Below are 16,423 nucleotides of genomic sequence, written 5' to 3'. Positions count from 1 at the left end.
CATCTTACAAATCATCCTCTTGCTCTCCGTCATCCGTCACGCCATATACGCTCTTGGGCACCAGTTCCAGATAATCGAGCATGAACTCCGTGCTGCCGTTGTCCGAAACGTTGCGGATACGCAAGAAATGGTCTTTATCAGGATTGATATGTACCGTACAAAGCACAATGCGATAAGTATCCGCACAATTTGCGAATATGTCGTGACGATCTCCCAATAAATGATACCCTCCGGCAGCACCTCGGTAATAGCCCTTGTTTTTCAACGCTTTCCGTTCTTCCTGTTTTTCAGATGAAGACATGGCAGATGTGTAATCGCTGCGGAACGCCGTACCCAAAATGGTCGGGTCGGCAAGGTTTTTGGTCATATCCAAAGGTATGCCTTGCGGCACATCGTCGAAATAGATTTGGCCAATGCCACGCGTCGGCTCGCAAGTGAACCCCAAACGTATTTGCCAATCGCCCTCGAACGGGACTGGTGGTATCTTGAACGTGAAATCATAGTCACCGAACAAGTTCATTTCGTCTCCCTCATAACAGTAGTACCCTAAACGCGGACGGCGGTAAATAAAATATCCCGCGTTCTTCACATTCTTCAAATACCCGTTGGGGAAATAGTAATTACGCCCGTACTTGGCTGTCTCGTCGAAAGGCGGATCGTTATATACCGGGTCGCCGTTCTGCCGGATATCATTCGTCATCAACTCTGGAAAAATCGTAGAGAAATCCATCCGGATACGGCTGTTTTGCACGATGTCGCGGGTGTCGGTGCTAAAGGCCACGATGTCGTTGACATAGAAATACCGCCCGTTCAGTCCCTCTTGCTCATATTCCGGTTCTACTGTACGGCTGACCATGGAACCATGGATGCTGTAATTGTCGTCATAACGCCGGTTCAAGTAAATTTCCAAGCGTTGGTCGCCCGACATGTTCGTATATTTCCATACCGTAAGCTTCTCCACCTTCATCATCGTACGGGGCAACATCGTCTCATACCAGTCTTCCGGATTCATCAAAGTGGTCTCTATGCCGATGTCGTTCAATGGGGTCAGGTAATTCCACCCCTTCACGTCACGGTCGAGGATATGGTAAGCCATAAAACGATTCAACGGGTTTTTGCGGTGTTCCAACCGCTCAAAGCTATGGTATTCGGCATTTTTATCTTCCGGATAAACCGCATCATATATCTCACACGCCTTATCGTAAAGCCCCTTGATGTCACCGGGCACAATCCCGTATTTCCTCGACAATACCGAGTCCGGAACGACGAACAACGTAAACCCGTAACGTTTCTCATCAGGAACGGTAGCCGTCTCTTGGTTGATATGGGAAGTGTAGTAATAACGTTCATACAAATCCGGATTCCACGAATCGTCACGATAGGCGTTGAGGGAATCTAATAATCCCGTGGCCTTCAAAGCTGCATAGAACGTCGTAATCTTATCGTTTTGCTCCAACACCTTCGGCAACATCCGGTTGGAGTTTTCCAACACTTCCGTTACGGGTTGCATGATTCCGTTCTCTACCGAGTCGTCTTGAAGTTCGAAAATGACATGGGCAGTCTTGTTGACCATAACCACGGCGTTCCCGTTTTCATCATTGCCATGCCCTATCTCTAAATAACGGCGGTTCATGTTGGTCGTCGGCAACACCCCGTCGTTCATCTCAGAAGTGGAATACATGTTTTCCACCAAATGCGTACGGACAATCGTATCGCAATCCGCGTCCGTCAAATCGTCGAGAGACCTCAACCCTTTTCCTTTGATGTAATCTTGCAAGGCTGCATTGGTCGGAGCGAAACACGTATAAGAACCGTAGGAAGAAAGCATGTCCATCATCCCGGCACGGTTGACCAATGTGGCAAAATCGCTGAACTGTTCGGTCTTTAGCAGGTAGTCGCTCATCATCTGCCCTTTAAAGGTATAGTAATTCATCTCATCCGGTTCATCGGAACATCCTATGAAACCGAACAGGGCCAACAAGGCAGCCAAGCCTCCCCAATATTTAAATACTGACCTTTTCATAATCATCATTTTTTTGTGTTTATACTGTCTTTATTCGTACGAACTACTTTCCCCGCTTGCAAAAGCAGGATTCTGTTCTAAATATAGATTGACTTTCAGTTCGTCCTCGTTATAAGGCCAATAAATGGCCTCCATCCTCGAAAGTTTACTTTGCACAGCAGAGCCGTTCGTCGTATACTTGCGCTTCACCTGTTCCACCAAATAGTCCGTATTGCCCTCACGACGTGCACGACGCACCAAGTCGAACCACCTTTTCCCCTCGAACATGAGTTCCCGTTGGCGTTCGGCCATCACGAGGTTATTCATCGTACTTTTCGTCGTATATAATGTGCTGTCCAAAACTGCCACCTTGTTCTTGTCGCAATTGGAACGAAGGTTTACTGCATTGACCAACTTGAAAGCCTCGGAAAGCTTCGGGTCTTTCCCGTTTTCCCTGTCTACGGCAAGTTGTACCAACGCTTCGGCTTTCATCAGCATGATGTCCGTCAGGCGGTAAACGATCCAGTTGGCCGAACAATAACTCGCCCTATAAGCCGTACCGTAGGACACGGACAATTCATCGGATGTGGAAGCAGACAAGTCAATCGTGGCACTGTTTGTAACATACTTGTTAATCTTGAAATCCGTAGAAGTGGAACGCTGTAAACTTTCATAATAACGTGTATCATACATGTTATTATAAATCTGGTAAGAACGGTCCGGAATATCCGTTGCGATGAAATCGGCAGGACGGAAAAAGCCGGGAAAGGTTTCTTCATTGCCATAACCATGACTCACCGCCTCGTTGGAAAGCATATTGTCATTATCCATGTAAGTCAATTCGAAAATGCTCTCACTGCTGTTGCCGTCCACAAACAATTGGGTATAAGCACTGCCATACATGGTATTGGTACTGTTCGCATCACTAATCAAAGGATACCCTTCCACCAATTTGTCTACCACACCGGTCACAAGGCCGCCATACTCCCGGTACTTTTCATTATACTCTTGCAACTTGGCATTGATGACCGTATCGGCATACCAAATGCACTTTTCATAATCCTGCTTCCATAAATACATCTCACAAAGCATGGCGTGGATGGCATCCTGCGTGATTCTTCCTGTCTGGTATAAAGGACTTGTTTCCGGATAGACCTTCACTGCGTCATTTTGAACCGACTCGAGGTCTTTTATCAACGCGTCCAGAATATCATCGAACTTGCTGGCCGGCAAAGCCAACTGTTGGTTGTCGTCCACGTATGCTTCCGTCGTATAGGGAACATCCCTGAAAGCACGAATCAGGTAGAAATAGCACAAGTCACGCAACGCCGAAGCTTCCGCTACCGTGGCCTTCAAGGCACTCGGGGTATAATCCGGGGACTTTTCTGCCACCTGGGGAGCATATTTTATAATCAAGTTACAACTGTTGATTACGCTATAAAACTTCTCCCATTTCGTGTAGGAATTGTTCGCCCGCAAGTTTTCCTCAAAGATATTGGACAAATCGACATTCGTATTCACGTTGTTGCCCGCCACGATATTGTCCGAACGCACTTCGCCCCAAACCATAAGACGGTACACGAAGTCGCCACTTTGCATCGTAGAGTAACAGCCGCTTATCATATTGTCCACATCGCTTTTCTCGTCCCAGAAATTCTCCAGCACGATATCATTCAAAGGCTTGATGTCCAAAAAATCCCCACAACCGGTAAATGAACATGCGGCTAACGCTGCCGACATTAAGATTGAATATGATTTCATTTTTTCTTCGCTTTTGATTATTATTTAGAAATCGACGGTCACGCCCAAGGTAAACGACTTCGCACGCGGTGTCTGCCCACTGTCTTGTGCCACACCGTAACTTCCATAATTGATTTCAGGATCCACACCCTTGTATTTCGTCAATACGAACAGGTTGTTCGCGCTCACGTAACAGCGCAAGCCTTTAAGCCGCAACGCCCTTGTCACCTTGCTACTGAACGAATAAGACAGTTGCAAATAATTGAGCCGCAGGAACGAACCGTCTTCCACAAACCTGTCGCTGACCAACGTGTTGTAATTGGATACGGCACCGTTGCTCAATGTCCCGTACATGGCTCGCGGAATCGGAGTCACATCGCCCTCCTTGCGCCAACGGTAATTCACGGCCTGGCTTTGGTTGTTGTTCGTAATCATGGATTCGGCATCCAAACGGGCCAGGTTCAGAATCTTATTGCCTACACGGTAATTGAACTGGGCATTCAGCCTCCAACGGTCGTAATTCAACGTAAAGCCGAATCCTCCCGTGAGCTTGGGTAATGAAGAGCCGAGGTAGACGATATCCAATTCATTGATGTTCCCGTCATGGTTGATGTCTTCGTAAATGGCATCACCGCCCTTGAAATCATAATCCTTCGATTCGTTTTCAGCATTCGAGAAACAGTATTTCACCCGTTTGGGTTCCCCTTTGCTGTCGCGGATGATTTCCCCGTTGGCATTCAAAACCACCGGAGCCGTCTTTCCGTCTGCCAGGAACTGTTCTTGTTCGGCCACCCCCATGTCCGCAAAAGTCTCATAATGATATTGATATACACCTTTATAACGGAAACCGTAAATTGCCCCGAAAGGATTATTCAATTGCACGCGCTGCAACACGTTACGGTTTTCTTGTGTAAACTTGGTGTTCAACATATTCAGCACGGTAGCGTCCATTTCAAGAATCTCATTCTTGTTGTTTCCGAATGCCACATTGAAATCGGCAGAAAACTTACCGGCCTTGATAATCCTGTTCGTCGTTATATTGAATTCCCAACCCAAATTCCGCATTTTACCAACATTCCTATAAGCCAATTTGGAGAATCCCGTACTCGAAGGTATGGAGACATCCCTCATCAACATGTCGTCCGTGGTCGAATGATACCATTCCAAAGTCAGTTTCAAACGGTCGTCCAAAAATCCCAAATCCATACCCACATCATACGTGGATTTGGTCTCCCAACGAAGGTCCGTAAGACGCATGTTCGACTGGTTCATGGCATTCATGTCGATATAAGCTGAACCGGTACCGAACTTGCTTTCATAAAGATAATCCTCCGTAGGTTGGTTGCCCACCCTGCCCCAACTGGGACGTATGGAAAGCATGGACAGCCATTTACGGCTCCACTCCATCCAAGATTCGTCAATGATGTTCCAACGTGCGGAAACGGCAGGGAAAACACCCCAACGTTGATCCGGACCGAATTTCGTACTTCCGTCGGCTCGCACGGAGAAATCCAACGAATAACGGCTCTTGTACGAATAGTGCATGGAAAACGTGTAGTAAATGGAACGCCATTGTTTATAACTGGTAGACATACCCTTAATCATGCCGCCCGCGTCAGGACTTTCTATTCCTCCGGAAGGAAGCCCGCGAGATTCCGTGTACTGTTGGTTGTTGTTGCCGGATATGAGGTTGAAGCGCGCCATGGCCATCATGGAATGGTCTTTATTCTTGAAAGCCGGAATGAGCGTCAACGTCTGTTTGGTATCAATGGCCACATTCTTCGAGCTTCCGGTATATCCCATGTTGACATCCCCGTTCCAACTGATGGTTTTCAGTTCTTGCGGATAGAACTTGTCGATATACTCATTGAAAACATTCATGTTCACCCGTCCGTTCCATCTTAGCTGCCATTCATCTTCTGTGGTTCCCAACAGGTTGTATTGGATTTCCAGTTCCGGGGTAATGTCGTAAGTCTTGTCACCGAACTTTGCCAAGTGCGCACTGGCCACAGGATTTACCAGGTCTTTCTGATTCCCGTTGAATACGGAAGAGGCAGACTGGAGCATCTCATAATATCTTCCGGTGGAAAGTCCCGTGCGGGGATCTTGCTCGTAAACGGACATGTTGGGCATCTTTTTATAAGCAATGGCCAACAAGTCATCGTAATTCTTCTGGTTGTCCGTGTAAGTCATGGCAAAGTTCGTCGAAATCTTGATACGGTCGCTCACGTAATAGTCCAAAGCCAGACGAGTGGACAGGCGGTCCAATTTCTGTTGGATGACGGAACCAGTCTCATGGTCATACCCTCCCGATATCCGGAAAGTGGCCTTCTCGCCTCCTCCGGTTACAGAAACGTAATGGTTCTGCCTCAATCCCCATTGGGTCACTTCATCCTGCCAATCGGTATTATTATTGTACTGTTCATACTCCGAAAAGGTAGGGTCGTAGTTCAATTCCGGGATGTTGGAAGCCGTAGAGCTTTGCTCCGGATTGAAATAACTTTCTTTCAGCAACATCGTGTACTCATCGCCCGTCAGCATCTTATAGCCTTCCGGTTGGTAAGTCCCCGTAAGACGCAAGGAATAACTTACGGCAGGTGCTCCCCTTTTACCGCGTTTGGTCTTGATTTCGATGACTCCGTTGGCACCTTGCGAGCCGTAAATAGCCGTGGCAGCAGCATCCTTCAACACACTGATTTCCTCTATGTCTTCGGGATTGACGTTCAACAACTGGGCAAAGGTTTCATCGTTGGCACTGTTGATGTCGAACGTGCTCATGTCCACGTTCCACGTGTTACCGTTCACGACAATAAGGGGGTTTTGGTTGGTCAGCGTACTGATGGAGGACGTTCCGCGCAAACGCATCGTGGTCCCGCTTCCCAAATTACCAGAATTGGAAATGATGTCAAGCCCGGCGATACGTCCTTGCAAAGCTTCATCGACAGTCGTAATGCCCAACCCCTCGAATTCTTTTGTGGATATGGTTTGGGTAGCAAAGCTGACTTCCCTTTCCGGAATAGCAAGCCCCCCGCTGTTCAAACGTTTCTTGGATACGACAGACACCTCTTTCATTACACGTTGTGCAGATTCCAACGTAATGTTGTACACCGTACGGTTTATGGGGATCGTTTGCGTCTTATATCCCATAAAACTGACTTTCAGCTTATTCTTCGTGCTCTTCACCTTCATGGCAAAATGGCCGTTGAAATCCGTAATCGTAGCGTTGATGTTACGCCCCGTGGCATCCACCTCACACACCGTCGCCCCTATCAATGTTTCCATCTCATCCCGTACCGTACCGCTCACGGACGTTATCTGGGCATGAACCGAACCGACCATAAGCCCGAGCCATAGGACGGTCATCAATATTCTATTATTCATAATGTTCATTTATCAATTCGACATTACCTGTTATTCATATTTCTCCATTTGCTCTTCGTCATACATCAATGCCCCGTCAATCAAATGCACCACGGCGTATGACGAGGTGTATATGGTGTTCTTCCCCGTATCGAAAGCATATTCACGGCACATGTTGTTGTAAAGCCCTTCGGTGGTCACCACGCGCCGTGTCCGTCCGAGGTTGTCGGTCACCGTCATGCCGTCATTGCCCTCCTTGTCCACTGTCACACTGTAAAAACGCCGATTGGCCGGATTCAGCTTGGCCGTTTCATATTTGACCCCGCTTTCGCTCCCGTCACCAATGTACACGGAATTATCCTGTATATGGTAACGCAAGAAATTCACAATCCTGTTTTTAATCCTGTAACGGGCATCGGGGTCGGTCGCATTATCAAAGTCTTCCCAATACGGAAGGACACCTTTCTCGTGCAATTCCTCTATGGCCTTGTTGGTCGGCACATAGACCGTGTAATTGTATGTCTCGAACAGGCGTATGTTCTGGTCTACACAGGAATACTTGTCATCTATTTGGGATGTCAGCAAGTTATAATCCGTCGAATCCGGGTCGCCGCCGCTCAACAGTTCCAGGAAGCGGGAATACTCCTCATGTTCTGTCAATGTCTGGTAAACAGACTTACGGCTTGTCATCAAGATCTCATCATCAATCACGTAGGCTTTTCCGTTACCGTTTTCCGTCTGGTCATAAATCGTAGAAACACTGAGAGGAGCATTTTGCTCAATCTGCAAGCCACCGCTGATTTTGATATCAGTTCCGTGCCCTTCCACCTTGATAGTCCCTCCGCCTTTCGTCTTGTAATAAGTATGCCCGTCCTCAATGTCACCCACGACAATTACATTTTCCATGATGTCGCTCAGGCGGTTCATGACCGCGTCATTGTCCTTGCCGGAAGAACTGTTGGCATAAACGGTTTCTTTATTATCGGGATCCAAAATCGTCCCCGTGGCCATATCATACTGGTATTTGTAAGCTCCCACGTTCTGCCTGTCAGTATCCCAAAAGAACTCATAAAGCGTAGATGTCCCTTTGCCATAGGTGCAGGGATCCACATACTTCAAAAAAGCTTCATTCGTGGGAAGTATCAGGCTGTAACGCGTATCCATTGAATTCAGGTAGGCATCCAACCCTAATTGCTCGATGGCCCAGTACACCACGCCCATGGTGGTGTTGCGACGCACCAAGGCCGGAAAAGAAACGGAACGATAGGCAGCCGGGGCAAAGACCTTATTCGTCAGGTAAACCACCCCGTTACACCCCATAAAACAACTGTCCACATCCTCTTCCTTTACTCCCATGCTCACTTTGGCATCGTTGGTGATACTCTCGAACTTGGACGGCACATGGTCGACGAATGAAGTAATCATGTTGACATTGATTAATTTGTTCAACACATTGATGTCCACGTTGACCAAAGAGTCATACACATCCTGGAGCGCCTTGCCTTCTCCGTCCCACCACTTTTCCAAAGCCGCATCGGTTGGCACCAACATGGCACCGCAATCATAGTTCAGCGTCTTGTTATAGGTGTTAGTGTACATATACTGGTTCCACTCCGGGTCGAATTCCAAATAACCGGGCACTTGGTTCTGTATGTTATCGGGATCCTGCAAATTCGACCCGCCATTGGCTTGCTTCGCGAAATAACGCAACACATAGACAGAATCCGACGTATTATACAGCCGGTTGTATTCCCGTGTGGCAGCAGCGTCATAAATAGGGGCACTGTACAAATCCAACAGTTTGGCCCACTCGCTCATGACGGGATGCTTATGGATGATTTCCGCCATGTTGTCTGCCGGCGTGATTACTTCCTCCACCTTTTGCACGTAGCCGTTCTTGCACGTGATGTCCGTGGGAGCCAACACCTTTATGCCGTTCACCCACGACTCTGCCGCAGACAAGGATTTGCCATTCGTCAACTTGGCCAAGTCGCCATCCGTGATGTTGTTGGTCTTCATGAACCTTGGCAACAAGTGTATCATGGGCGCACTGCTGTTGTCCCGCATCAGGAGAACCCCGTCTTTACGTCCGCGCACCTTATTCCAATATTTGGTTTGGGGCATGTCCTCCGGCATGATCCGTGCCACGGAATCGTAGACGCTCAACGCCACCTCGCGGCGCATGCACATCCCCTCTTGCGGAGGATTGCCCGGGACGTTCGACAGCAGCTCTATCAGGTAAGCATTGTTCACCATGGAACTGTTGAGCAACATCTTTTTCTGGGCCACGGACAACTGCCCATAGTTCTTCACGTTCCAACCGTTCTCTTTGAAAAAAGCTTCAAAAGCCGCATCGTCAGCAGCAAACAAGGTCTTGCTTCCTGTTTGGTTCAAAACGCTTGCCATGTTCAAATCGTTGATGAGACGAAGCGTGTATTCATAATTACCTTGTTCCTGCAACCAGCCATAAATGGAATTATTCAGCCACGTGGGTTGCCCGACCAGGTTTTCGTCCTGACACGATTGCATTCCAAACGCCGCCAACAAGGCAGCCGCCGCAAAGGTCTTTACTTTAAATCGATGACAAAGACTATTTTTCATTTTTGTTTTTATTGGTTAAATTCTATTTCCAAGCGTAAAGGTAGGCTGAAATAGCCATTAGCACTTTATTTTATGTCGCACGTTGTTTGCGGCATGAATCAAAAAGGCTGTCCCACGTATTTTTTTCCACCTTTTATATATATGCCTCTTCCCGGCTGCGCAATACGCCGCCCGGACAAGTCGTACGGTCCGGACACCCCGTCCCGGCTACCGGTTACGGCTTCACGGGATTCCACACCCGACACCGTCTGTGGCAAAAAGTACCAATAGTCGAATTGCATGAGTTCATTCCGCTTCCCAGTATCCGTGGCACGGAAACGGAAATATATGTCGTGCACCCCGGTGACCACCTCGTTCAGGTCGGCGGCCAGTTCCACCCAATCCTGCACACCGGACACGTCTACCGTGGCCACCACATTCGACTGGCTATCGATACACACCTGTATGAACCCGTCATTCTCCCGCTGCCGTACGCACAGCCGTACGCTCCGCGCCCCTTCCTCGCCGAAATCCACGGCTTTCACCTTCACATAATCCCCCATGTCGAGCGAATCCAAATAGACACCCCGGCTTTCATCCTGTGCCGTACGTACCCCTACCGACAAAGCTATCATCTCGGCCTCCTGCCGGGCGTAGGGCGACACATGGGCCACCGGCTCAGATACCCCTTTCTTGGTCATCGGGATATGGGGAATCGTACCATCCGCATTATACTCGAATTGCTCCACGCAGACCGAACGCCGGAAACCGCTTCCTCCCTTAAGTTTGCCATTATGATAGAAAATGTAGCTACGTCCCTTGAAATCCACCACGGATGGGTGGGTCGTAAAACTCCCGTCGGGAGAGTCCATGATGCGTCCTTGATATTTCCATGGGCCAGTAGGCGAATCGCTCATTGAATAAGACAAATGTTCGGGAATCCCGCCTGCGGCATAAACCAGATAGTATTTTTCTCCACGTTTATACGCCCAAGGCCCTTCCTCATACTTGTCAACGCCCACCAGACGGGTTTGTTCCTCACCGTTCTCGTCCTTGTATTTCTCTTCATATCCGCCCACCGTCTCTTCCGTCAAAGGAATTTCCATGATTTCGCCATTGTAGTCTACCATGCTCCGGGTCAGCTTCACATACCACAGCCCGTTATTTCCCCAATACAAGTAAGCCTGCCCGTCGTCATCAATAAAAACGGTCGGGTCGATGTCGCGTATGTCATGGTTGATAAGGGCGCGTTGCAACGGATCCCGCCAAGGCCCGCAAGGAGACTGCCCCACCAACACACCGATACCCCGCATGTGGATCGGGACATACATGTACCATTTCCCGTCACGCGGAACCACATGGGGCGCCCACGCCCCGTTGTCACCGGCCCAACTGAAATCAGCCAACGACGCCACCGTGCCGCAGTCGGTCCAGTTCACCATGTCCGTGGTTGTGTACAGTTGCCAAATGGTTTTCTGGTAGCTTTCCCCCTCCTCGTTGTCCACACTGGTATAAAGATAGAGGGTATCCCCATAAACGCAGGCTGCCGGGTCGGCCGTGTAACGTGTCTGTATGATAGGATTCTGCGCCCCGGCCTCTCCGGCAGCCAACATGCAGGCGACAGCCCATGCAAAAAGATTCTTTTTCATTCTCTTTGGTTTTTAAACATATAAATGAACGATGGCAAACTTAATCATTATTCCGGCAACGCTTTTCTTTCTATGTAACAGAAGATTTGCTCCATGTCCAATCCTACCACAAACGGATACTGCCAACCATTTAAAATAAAGGAAGCACACCGGTAAAAAAACGAAAGCACACCGCATTGATACATGACATAAAACATCTGCGACATCAAATAAAAACACGAAACGATGTCATTCCTATATTTGCAACATTTGCCGAAATTACCCCACATAGGTATTGAAGAGGGGAAAAACGCAAACACTTGAAGTCAACAAATAAAAAAGTATATAGTATAAACAATGAAACATGTATTATCTCTCTCTATCCTGATGATGGCCAATATGGTTGGCACAGCACAAACGGCACATTTCAACTATTTCTCATACAATGGGGATGACAGCCGTTTCAACAAGGAAATCAATCCGCACAACCAGTACTTCAATCCGATTCTGGCCGGGTTCTATCCCGACCCTTCCATCTGCCGCAAGGGGGACACCTATTATTTGGTCAACTCTTCTTTCTCGTTTTTCCCCGGCGTGCCCATCTTCACGAGCAAGGACCTCGTGAACTGGACACAACTGGGACATGTGCTCGACCGCAAGTCGCAGCTCCCGCTTGACCGCCAAAACGTGTCGGGAGGCATCTTCGCGCCGGCCATCACTTACAACGAAAAGAACAAGACCTTCTACATGATCACGACCAACGTGGGAGCCGGAAATTTCTTCGTAAAGACGAAAGACCCGGCCAAAGGGTGGAGCGAACCCATTTACCTGCCCAAAGTGGGAGGCATCGACCCCTCTTTCTTTTTCGACAAGGACGGACGCGGATATATCGTAAATAACGACGAACCGGTAGGCGGACATGTATACGAAGGCGAACGCAGCATCATGCTCCACTATTTCGACGTGGAAGGCGACAGCGTGGTGGGCGACCCAATCGAAATCGTACGTTCGGGCAGCCATGTGCAGGAGAATCCTATCTGGATAGAGGGCCCACACTTGTACCGCATCGGCAAATATTATTACCTGATGTGCGCCGAAGGAGGTACGGGCGCATGGCACTCCGAAGTCATCTTCCGTTCGAAGAAACCGGAAGGCCCTTGGGAAGAGTTCACCGATGGCAACCCCATACTGACACAACGCACGGGATTGGACCCACAGCGGCCGGACATCGTGACCAGTGCCGGACACGCTGACCTCGTGTCCACGCCGGACGGTGACTGGTATGCCGTGTTCCTGGCTTGCCGCCCGTATGAGGAAGACTTCTACAATACGGGGCGGGACACTTACCTCTTGCCGGTAAGTTGGGAGAACGGATGGCCGACCATCTTGGAAAAGGACAAGGCCATCCCCACGGTCAACGAAAAGGAAGGGTTGCAACCCAAGGAAAACCACCTGACGGGAAACTTCGGATATTGCGACCGCTTCGCCTCGGACACGTTGGACATCCGTTGGATGTTCTTGCGCAACCCGTCGGACTTTTACACCCTCGACGGAAAGGGATTGGCCCTCCATGCCAAACCAGTGAATATCTCGCAAAAGGAATCCCCCTCAGCCCTATTCGCACGGCAGCAGCACCACACGTTCACTGCCGAAACGGAGGTAACATTCACACCCCGTTCTGCCAAGGAATTGGCCGGTTTCACCCTGTTGCAAAACGAGGAATACAATTTCGTGTTCGGAAAGACGTTGGTAGGCGGCAAGCCTGCCCTCACGCTGACCCGGTCGGAAAAGGAAATGGTACGCATAAGCACAGTGTTCTTGGACGAAAAAGAAACCGCCGCTCCCGTCAAACTGAAAATCTGTGGCAAAGGCCGTTATTATGATTTCTACTACTCCACCGGCAGCCATTGGATGCTGATGGCCCGAGGCGTAGATGCCGTCAACCTGAGTACGAACCGTTCCGGCGGTTTTATCGGTGCCTGCATAGGCTTATACGCCACATCGGACAATCCTTCAAGATAAAGATATTTTCCGTAAAAGCCTCTACAGAGAGAATTTCCAAAAACATGTTTCATCTTTCAGGTTACATTATAACACACTTATAACAAATCACTTATAAGCTGAACTTTCATCCGGCTATCTTTCAGCCCATATTTCAGCCATGCCTTGCAGAGAGGTGGAAACCGATCTCGTCATGACACACTTTTTTTCTGCGCCAAACGAAAAATCATTCTCAGCCGAATGATTTTTCGTTTGGCGCAGATTGATTTCCGTTCTTCTACATGACAAGAGGCTGAAAGATGGCCTTTTTATCGTTCAGCCCGCCAATACGCTTTATACCAAATAGTTACGGTGAATCCTGAAAGATGAAACATGTTTTTGGAAACTCCCTGTGTAAGGGGATGAAAAAAAGATTGGGGGAATGGGCCTATCTCTTCACAAGAGATGAACCACGTCGCAAAGATATACAAAAAAAGTCAATAAAGTGCTAAGTAACAACGAAAAAAATTGCATTTGTTTTCCGTTCATTGTTTTGCAAAATCGTGTTTGCTCAACGAAAAACAAATAAAAGCTGATTCTGATAAACCAACTAATCGAATGGAATACAGCATCTTACGCATCAAAAGCTCTAATTAGTTCATCTCTTGTGAAGAGATAGACCACATGAACAGCATGCAAGTGCCGAGGGAAAACGGAATGACAAACATACGGTTGAAAAACGTAATGGATTGCGATTCAAAATCCCATATATTTTGGAAACATCCACATAACAACTTGTCTAACAAGAAAATGCAAAGACAAGTTGGAGTAATAAAAGTACCCCTTTGAGAAAGATGGACGAAACGCCTCAATGGTATGTCTTGCGCGACCTAAGCCGTCCCAACTCCAAGCTATCGGCTTTTGATAAATTGACGGGAAAAGGAATAAAATGTTTCACACCGTTAGTCAGAAAAGTTGTGACGCAGGGTGGAAAACAAGAATGGAAAGATGTGCCCTACATGCGTGACTTGCTTTTTGCCCACAGCACACACGACGTGCTCGACCCGTTCATGGCACCCGGCCTCAGATTGCAATACCGTTACGTGCATGGTGGCTTCAAGGAACCCATGACCGTACGCGAAGCCGACATGGACTGTTTCATCCGTGCCGTGTCCTCCTCCATCTCTTCCAAATACTACCGTCCCGAAGAAATCACCCCGGCCATGCGCAACCGCAGAATACGCATCATCGGCGGTCCGCTCCACGGCTACGAAGGCAGCCTCGTCACAGTACGTGGCACTACCGTGAAACGCCTGTTAGTGGAACTGCCTATGTTGTTGGCAGCCGCCGTGGAGGTAGAACCGGAATTCATACAGCTTCTGTAAGCGAAGATTTCCGCAATAATGTTTTTACGCCACACTTCATTTTTGTACCTTTGCTATTGCACATCCGAACGTTTCGCCTTGTGCGGCCTGCCCGTGGTGAAAATCGGAATCAACTTTGACATGGAACGGCATACGCTGAAAGATTGGGTGATCGGATAAACCGCCGATGACACGTGCTTTCCGAATGGGGAGCAAAAGATTTCACCTTAACCTATTGAATGATAGATCATAGTAACATTTTCGTAAGCTTCAAAAGTGAAAGGCTTGTGAAGGCTTTTTTATGACAGGATTCACCTTAATATGCTGATATACAAAAAGTATGAAGGATGCGAACCCTTTTCCCGACAAAACTCCTTGTAGAGGAAGAAAGAGGCATGTTTGTCCGGAATCCAAAGAATAAGTGAAACATTGTAGCCTTACTTTGCTCGTTCGCAAAGTAAGGTAATAAATCTATACTCATCAAATGAAAAAGGATATGAAAATAGCCGTAGCCGGAACCGGTTACGTAGGGCTTAGTATCGCCACACTCCTAAGCCAACACCATCAAGTAACGGCCGTGGATGTCATCCCCGAAAAGGTGGACCTGATCAACCGACGTAAGTCACCCATTCAGGACGAATACATCGAGAAGTATCTGGCCGAAAAGGAACTGAACCTGACAGCCACGCTCGACGGAGCCAAAGCCTACGCCGGTGCGGACTTCGTGGTCATTGCCGCACCGACAAACTACGACCCGGTGAAGAACTACTTCGACACCAACCATGTGGAGGAAGTCATCGAGTTAGTGAAGGAAGTCAATCCCCATGCGATAATGGTCATTAAAAGTACCATTCCCGTGGGGTATACGGAAAGCGTGCGCAAGAAGTTGGGTACGAAAAACGTCATCTTCTCGCCCGAATTCCTGCGCGAAAGCAAAGCCCTGTATGACAACCTCTACCCTAGCCGCATCATCGTGGGCCGTCCCGAAGGGGATGCCCGGTTGAACGAGGCCGCACATGATTTTGCAGCCCTCCTGCAAGAAGGAGCCATCAAGGAAGACATCGACACGCTGTTCATGGGCCTGACCGAAGCCGAGGCCGTGAAACTCTTTGCCAACACCTACCTGGCCTTGCGGGTCTCCTACTTCAACGAACTGGACACGTATGCCGAGATGAAGGGTCTGGACACGAAAGCCATCATCAACGGCGTAAGCCTTGACCCACGCATCGGAAGCCATTACAACAACCCTTCGTTCGGTTACGGCGGCTACTGCCTGCCCAAGGACACCAAGCAACTGTTGGCCAATTATCAGGATGTTCCGGAAAACCTCATCCAAGCCATCGTGGAAAGCAATAAAACCCGTAAGGATTTCATTGCCGACCGCGTACTGCACACGGCCGGTTACTACGACTACTACAACCGTGGGGACTTCAACCCGTCCGAAGAGCGGAAGTGTGTCATCGGCGTGTACCGCCTGACGATGAAGTCGAACTCGGACAACTTCCGCCAGTCGAGCATCCAGGGCGTGATGAAGCGCATCAAGGCCAAAGGTGCGGAGGTCATCATCTACGAACCCACGTTGGAAGATGGCAGCACGTTCTTCGGCAGCAAGGTGGTGAACGACCTGGATGCTTTCAAGGCACAGAGCCATGCCATCATTGCCAACCGATATGATGCTTGCCTGGATGATGTGGAGGAGAAAGTTTATACACGAGATATTTTTAGGAGGGACTAAACTTTTTAATTAGAAATAACTTTAAACAAGCTTA

Annotated in this window: 8 protein-coding genes and 1 pseudogene; 4 read left to right on the top strand and 5 right to left on the bottom strand. The window is 48.6% G+C overall.

The features are described 5' to 3' along the window. Positions 1 to 4: 4 nt before the first annotated feature. From E0E47_RS02930 to E0E47_RS02910, 5 genes are all read right to left on the bottom strand, one after another. Positions 5 to 2,023, bottom strand: a complete 2,019-nt coding sequence (locus E0E47_RS02930; protein WP_232038308.1) for a fasciclin domain-containing protein — start codon at positions 2,021 to 2,023, stop codon at positions 5 to 7. A gap of 30 nt (positions 2,024 to 2,053) precedes the next feature. Continuing rightward, positions 2,054 to 3,763 carry a RagB/SusD family nutrient uptake outer membrane protein gene (locus E0E47_RS02925; protein WP_021980186.1) on the bottom strand — a complete coding sequence of 570 codons (1,710 nt, stop codon included), beginning with the start codon at positions 3,761 to 3,763 and terminating at the stop codon, positions 2,054 to 2,056. 24 nt (positions 3,764 to 3,787) lie between these two features. Further along, complete coding sequence (locus E0E47_RS02920) at positions 3,788 to 7,132, bottom strand: SusC/RagA family TonB-linked outer membrane protein (RefSeq protein ID WP_130892833.1); 3,345 nt, start codon at positions 7,130 to 7,132, stop codon at positions 3,788 to 3,790. A 21-nt stretch (positions 7,133 to 7,153) separates the two neighbouring features. Further along, a complete protein-coding gene (locus tag E0E47_RS02915; RefSeq protein ID WP_130892832.1) occupies positions 7,154 to 9,703 on the bottom strand; it encodes a fasciclin domain-containing protein in 2,550 nt (849 codons plus the stop codon). A gap of 98 nt (positions 9,704 to 9,801) precedes the next feature. After that, positions 9,802 to 11,331, bottom strand: coding sequence for a glycoside hydrolase family 43 protein (locus E0E47_RS02910; protein ID WP_130892831.1), 1,530 nt, complete (start codon positions 11,329 to 11,331; stop codon positions 9,802 to 9,804). Positions 11,332 to 11,667: 336 nt separating this feature from the next. Between E0E47_RS02910 and E0E47_RS02900 the strand changes: the two genes are divergently transcribed. The 4 genes and pseudogenes from E0E47_RS02900 to E0E47_RS02890 all read left to right on the top strand — a co-directional run bounded on the left by E0E47_RS02900 (position 11,668) and on the right by E0E47_RS02890 (position 16,389). Further along, positions 11,668 to 13,332: a glycoside hydrolase family 43 protein gene (locus tag E0E47_RS02900; protein WP_130892830.1), complete on the top strand. Its 1,665-nt coding sequence runs from the start codon at positions 11,668 to 11,670 to the stop codon at positions 13,330 to 13,332. A gap of 812 nt (positions 13,333 to 14,144) precedes the next feature. Beyond that, positions 14,145 to 14,675, top strand: coding sequence for a UpxY family transcription antiterminator (locus E0E47_RS02895; RefSeq protein ID WP_008630318.1), 531 nt, complete (start codon positions 14,145 to 14,147; stop codon positions 14,673 to 14,675). 66 nt (positions 14,676 to 14,741) lie between these two features. Next, positions 14,742 to 14,834 (top strand): annotated as a pseudogene (locus tag E0E47_RS17865) (PD-(D/E)XK nuclease domain-containing protein); the annotation flags it as partial. A gap of 304 nt (positions 14,835 to 15,138) precedes the next feature. Beyond that, on the top strand, positions 15,139 to 16,389 hold the full coding sequence (locus E0E47_RS02890; protein WP_130892829.1) for a nucleotide sugar dehydrogenase: 1,251 nt from the start codon (positions 15,139 to 15,141) through the stop codon (positions 16,387 to 16,389). The last annotated feature ends 34 nt before the right edge of the window (positions 16,390 to 16,423 follow it).

The sequence above is a fragment of the Paraprevotella xylaniphila YIT 11841 genome (assembly GCF_900683745.1).
GTDB classification, from domain to species: Bacteria; Bacteroidota; Bacteroidia; order Bacteroidales; family Bacteroidaceae; genus Paraprevotella; species Paraprevotella xylaniphila.
The sequence above is the reverse complement of the archived record's forward strand: the minus strand, read 5'-3'. Positions and strand labels throughout refer to the sequence as shown.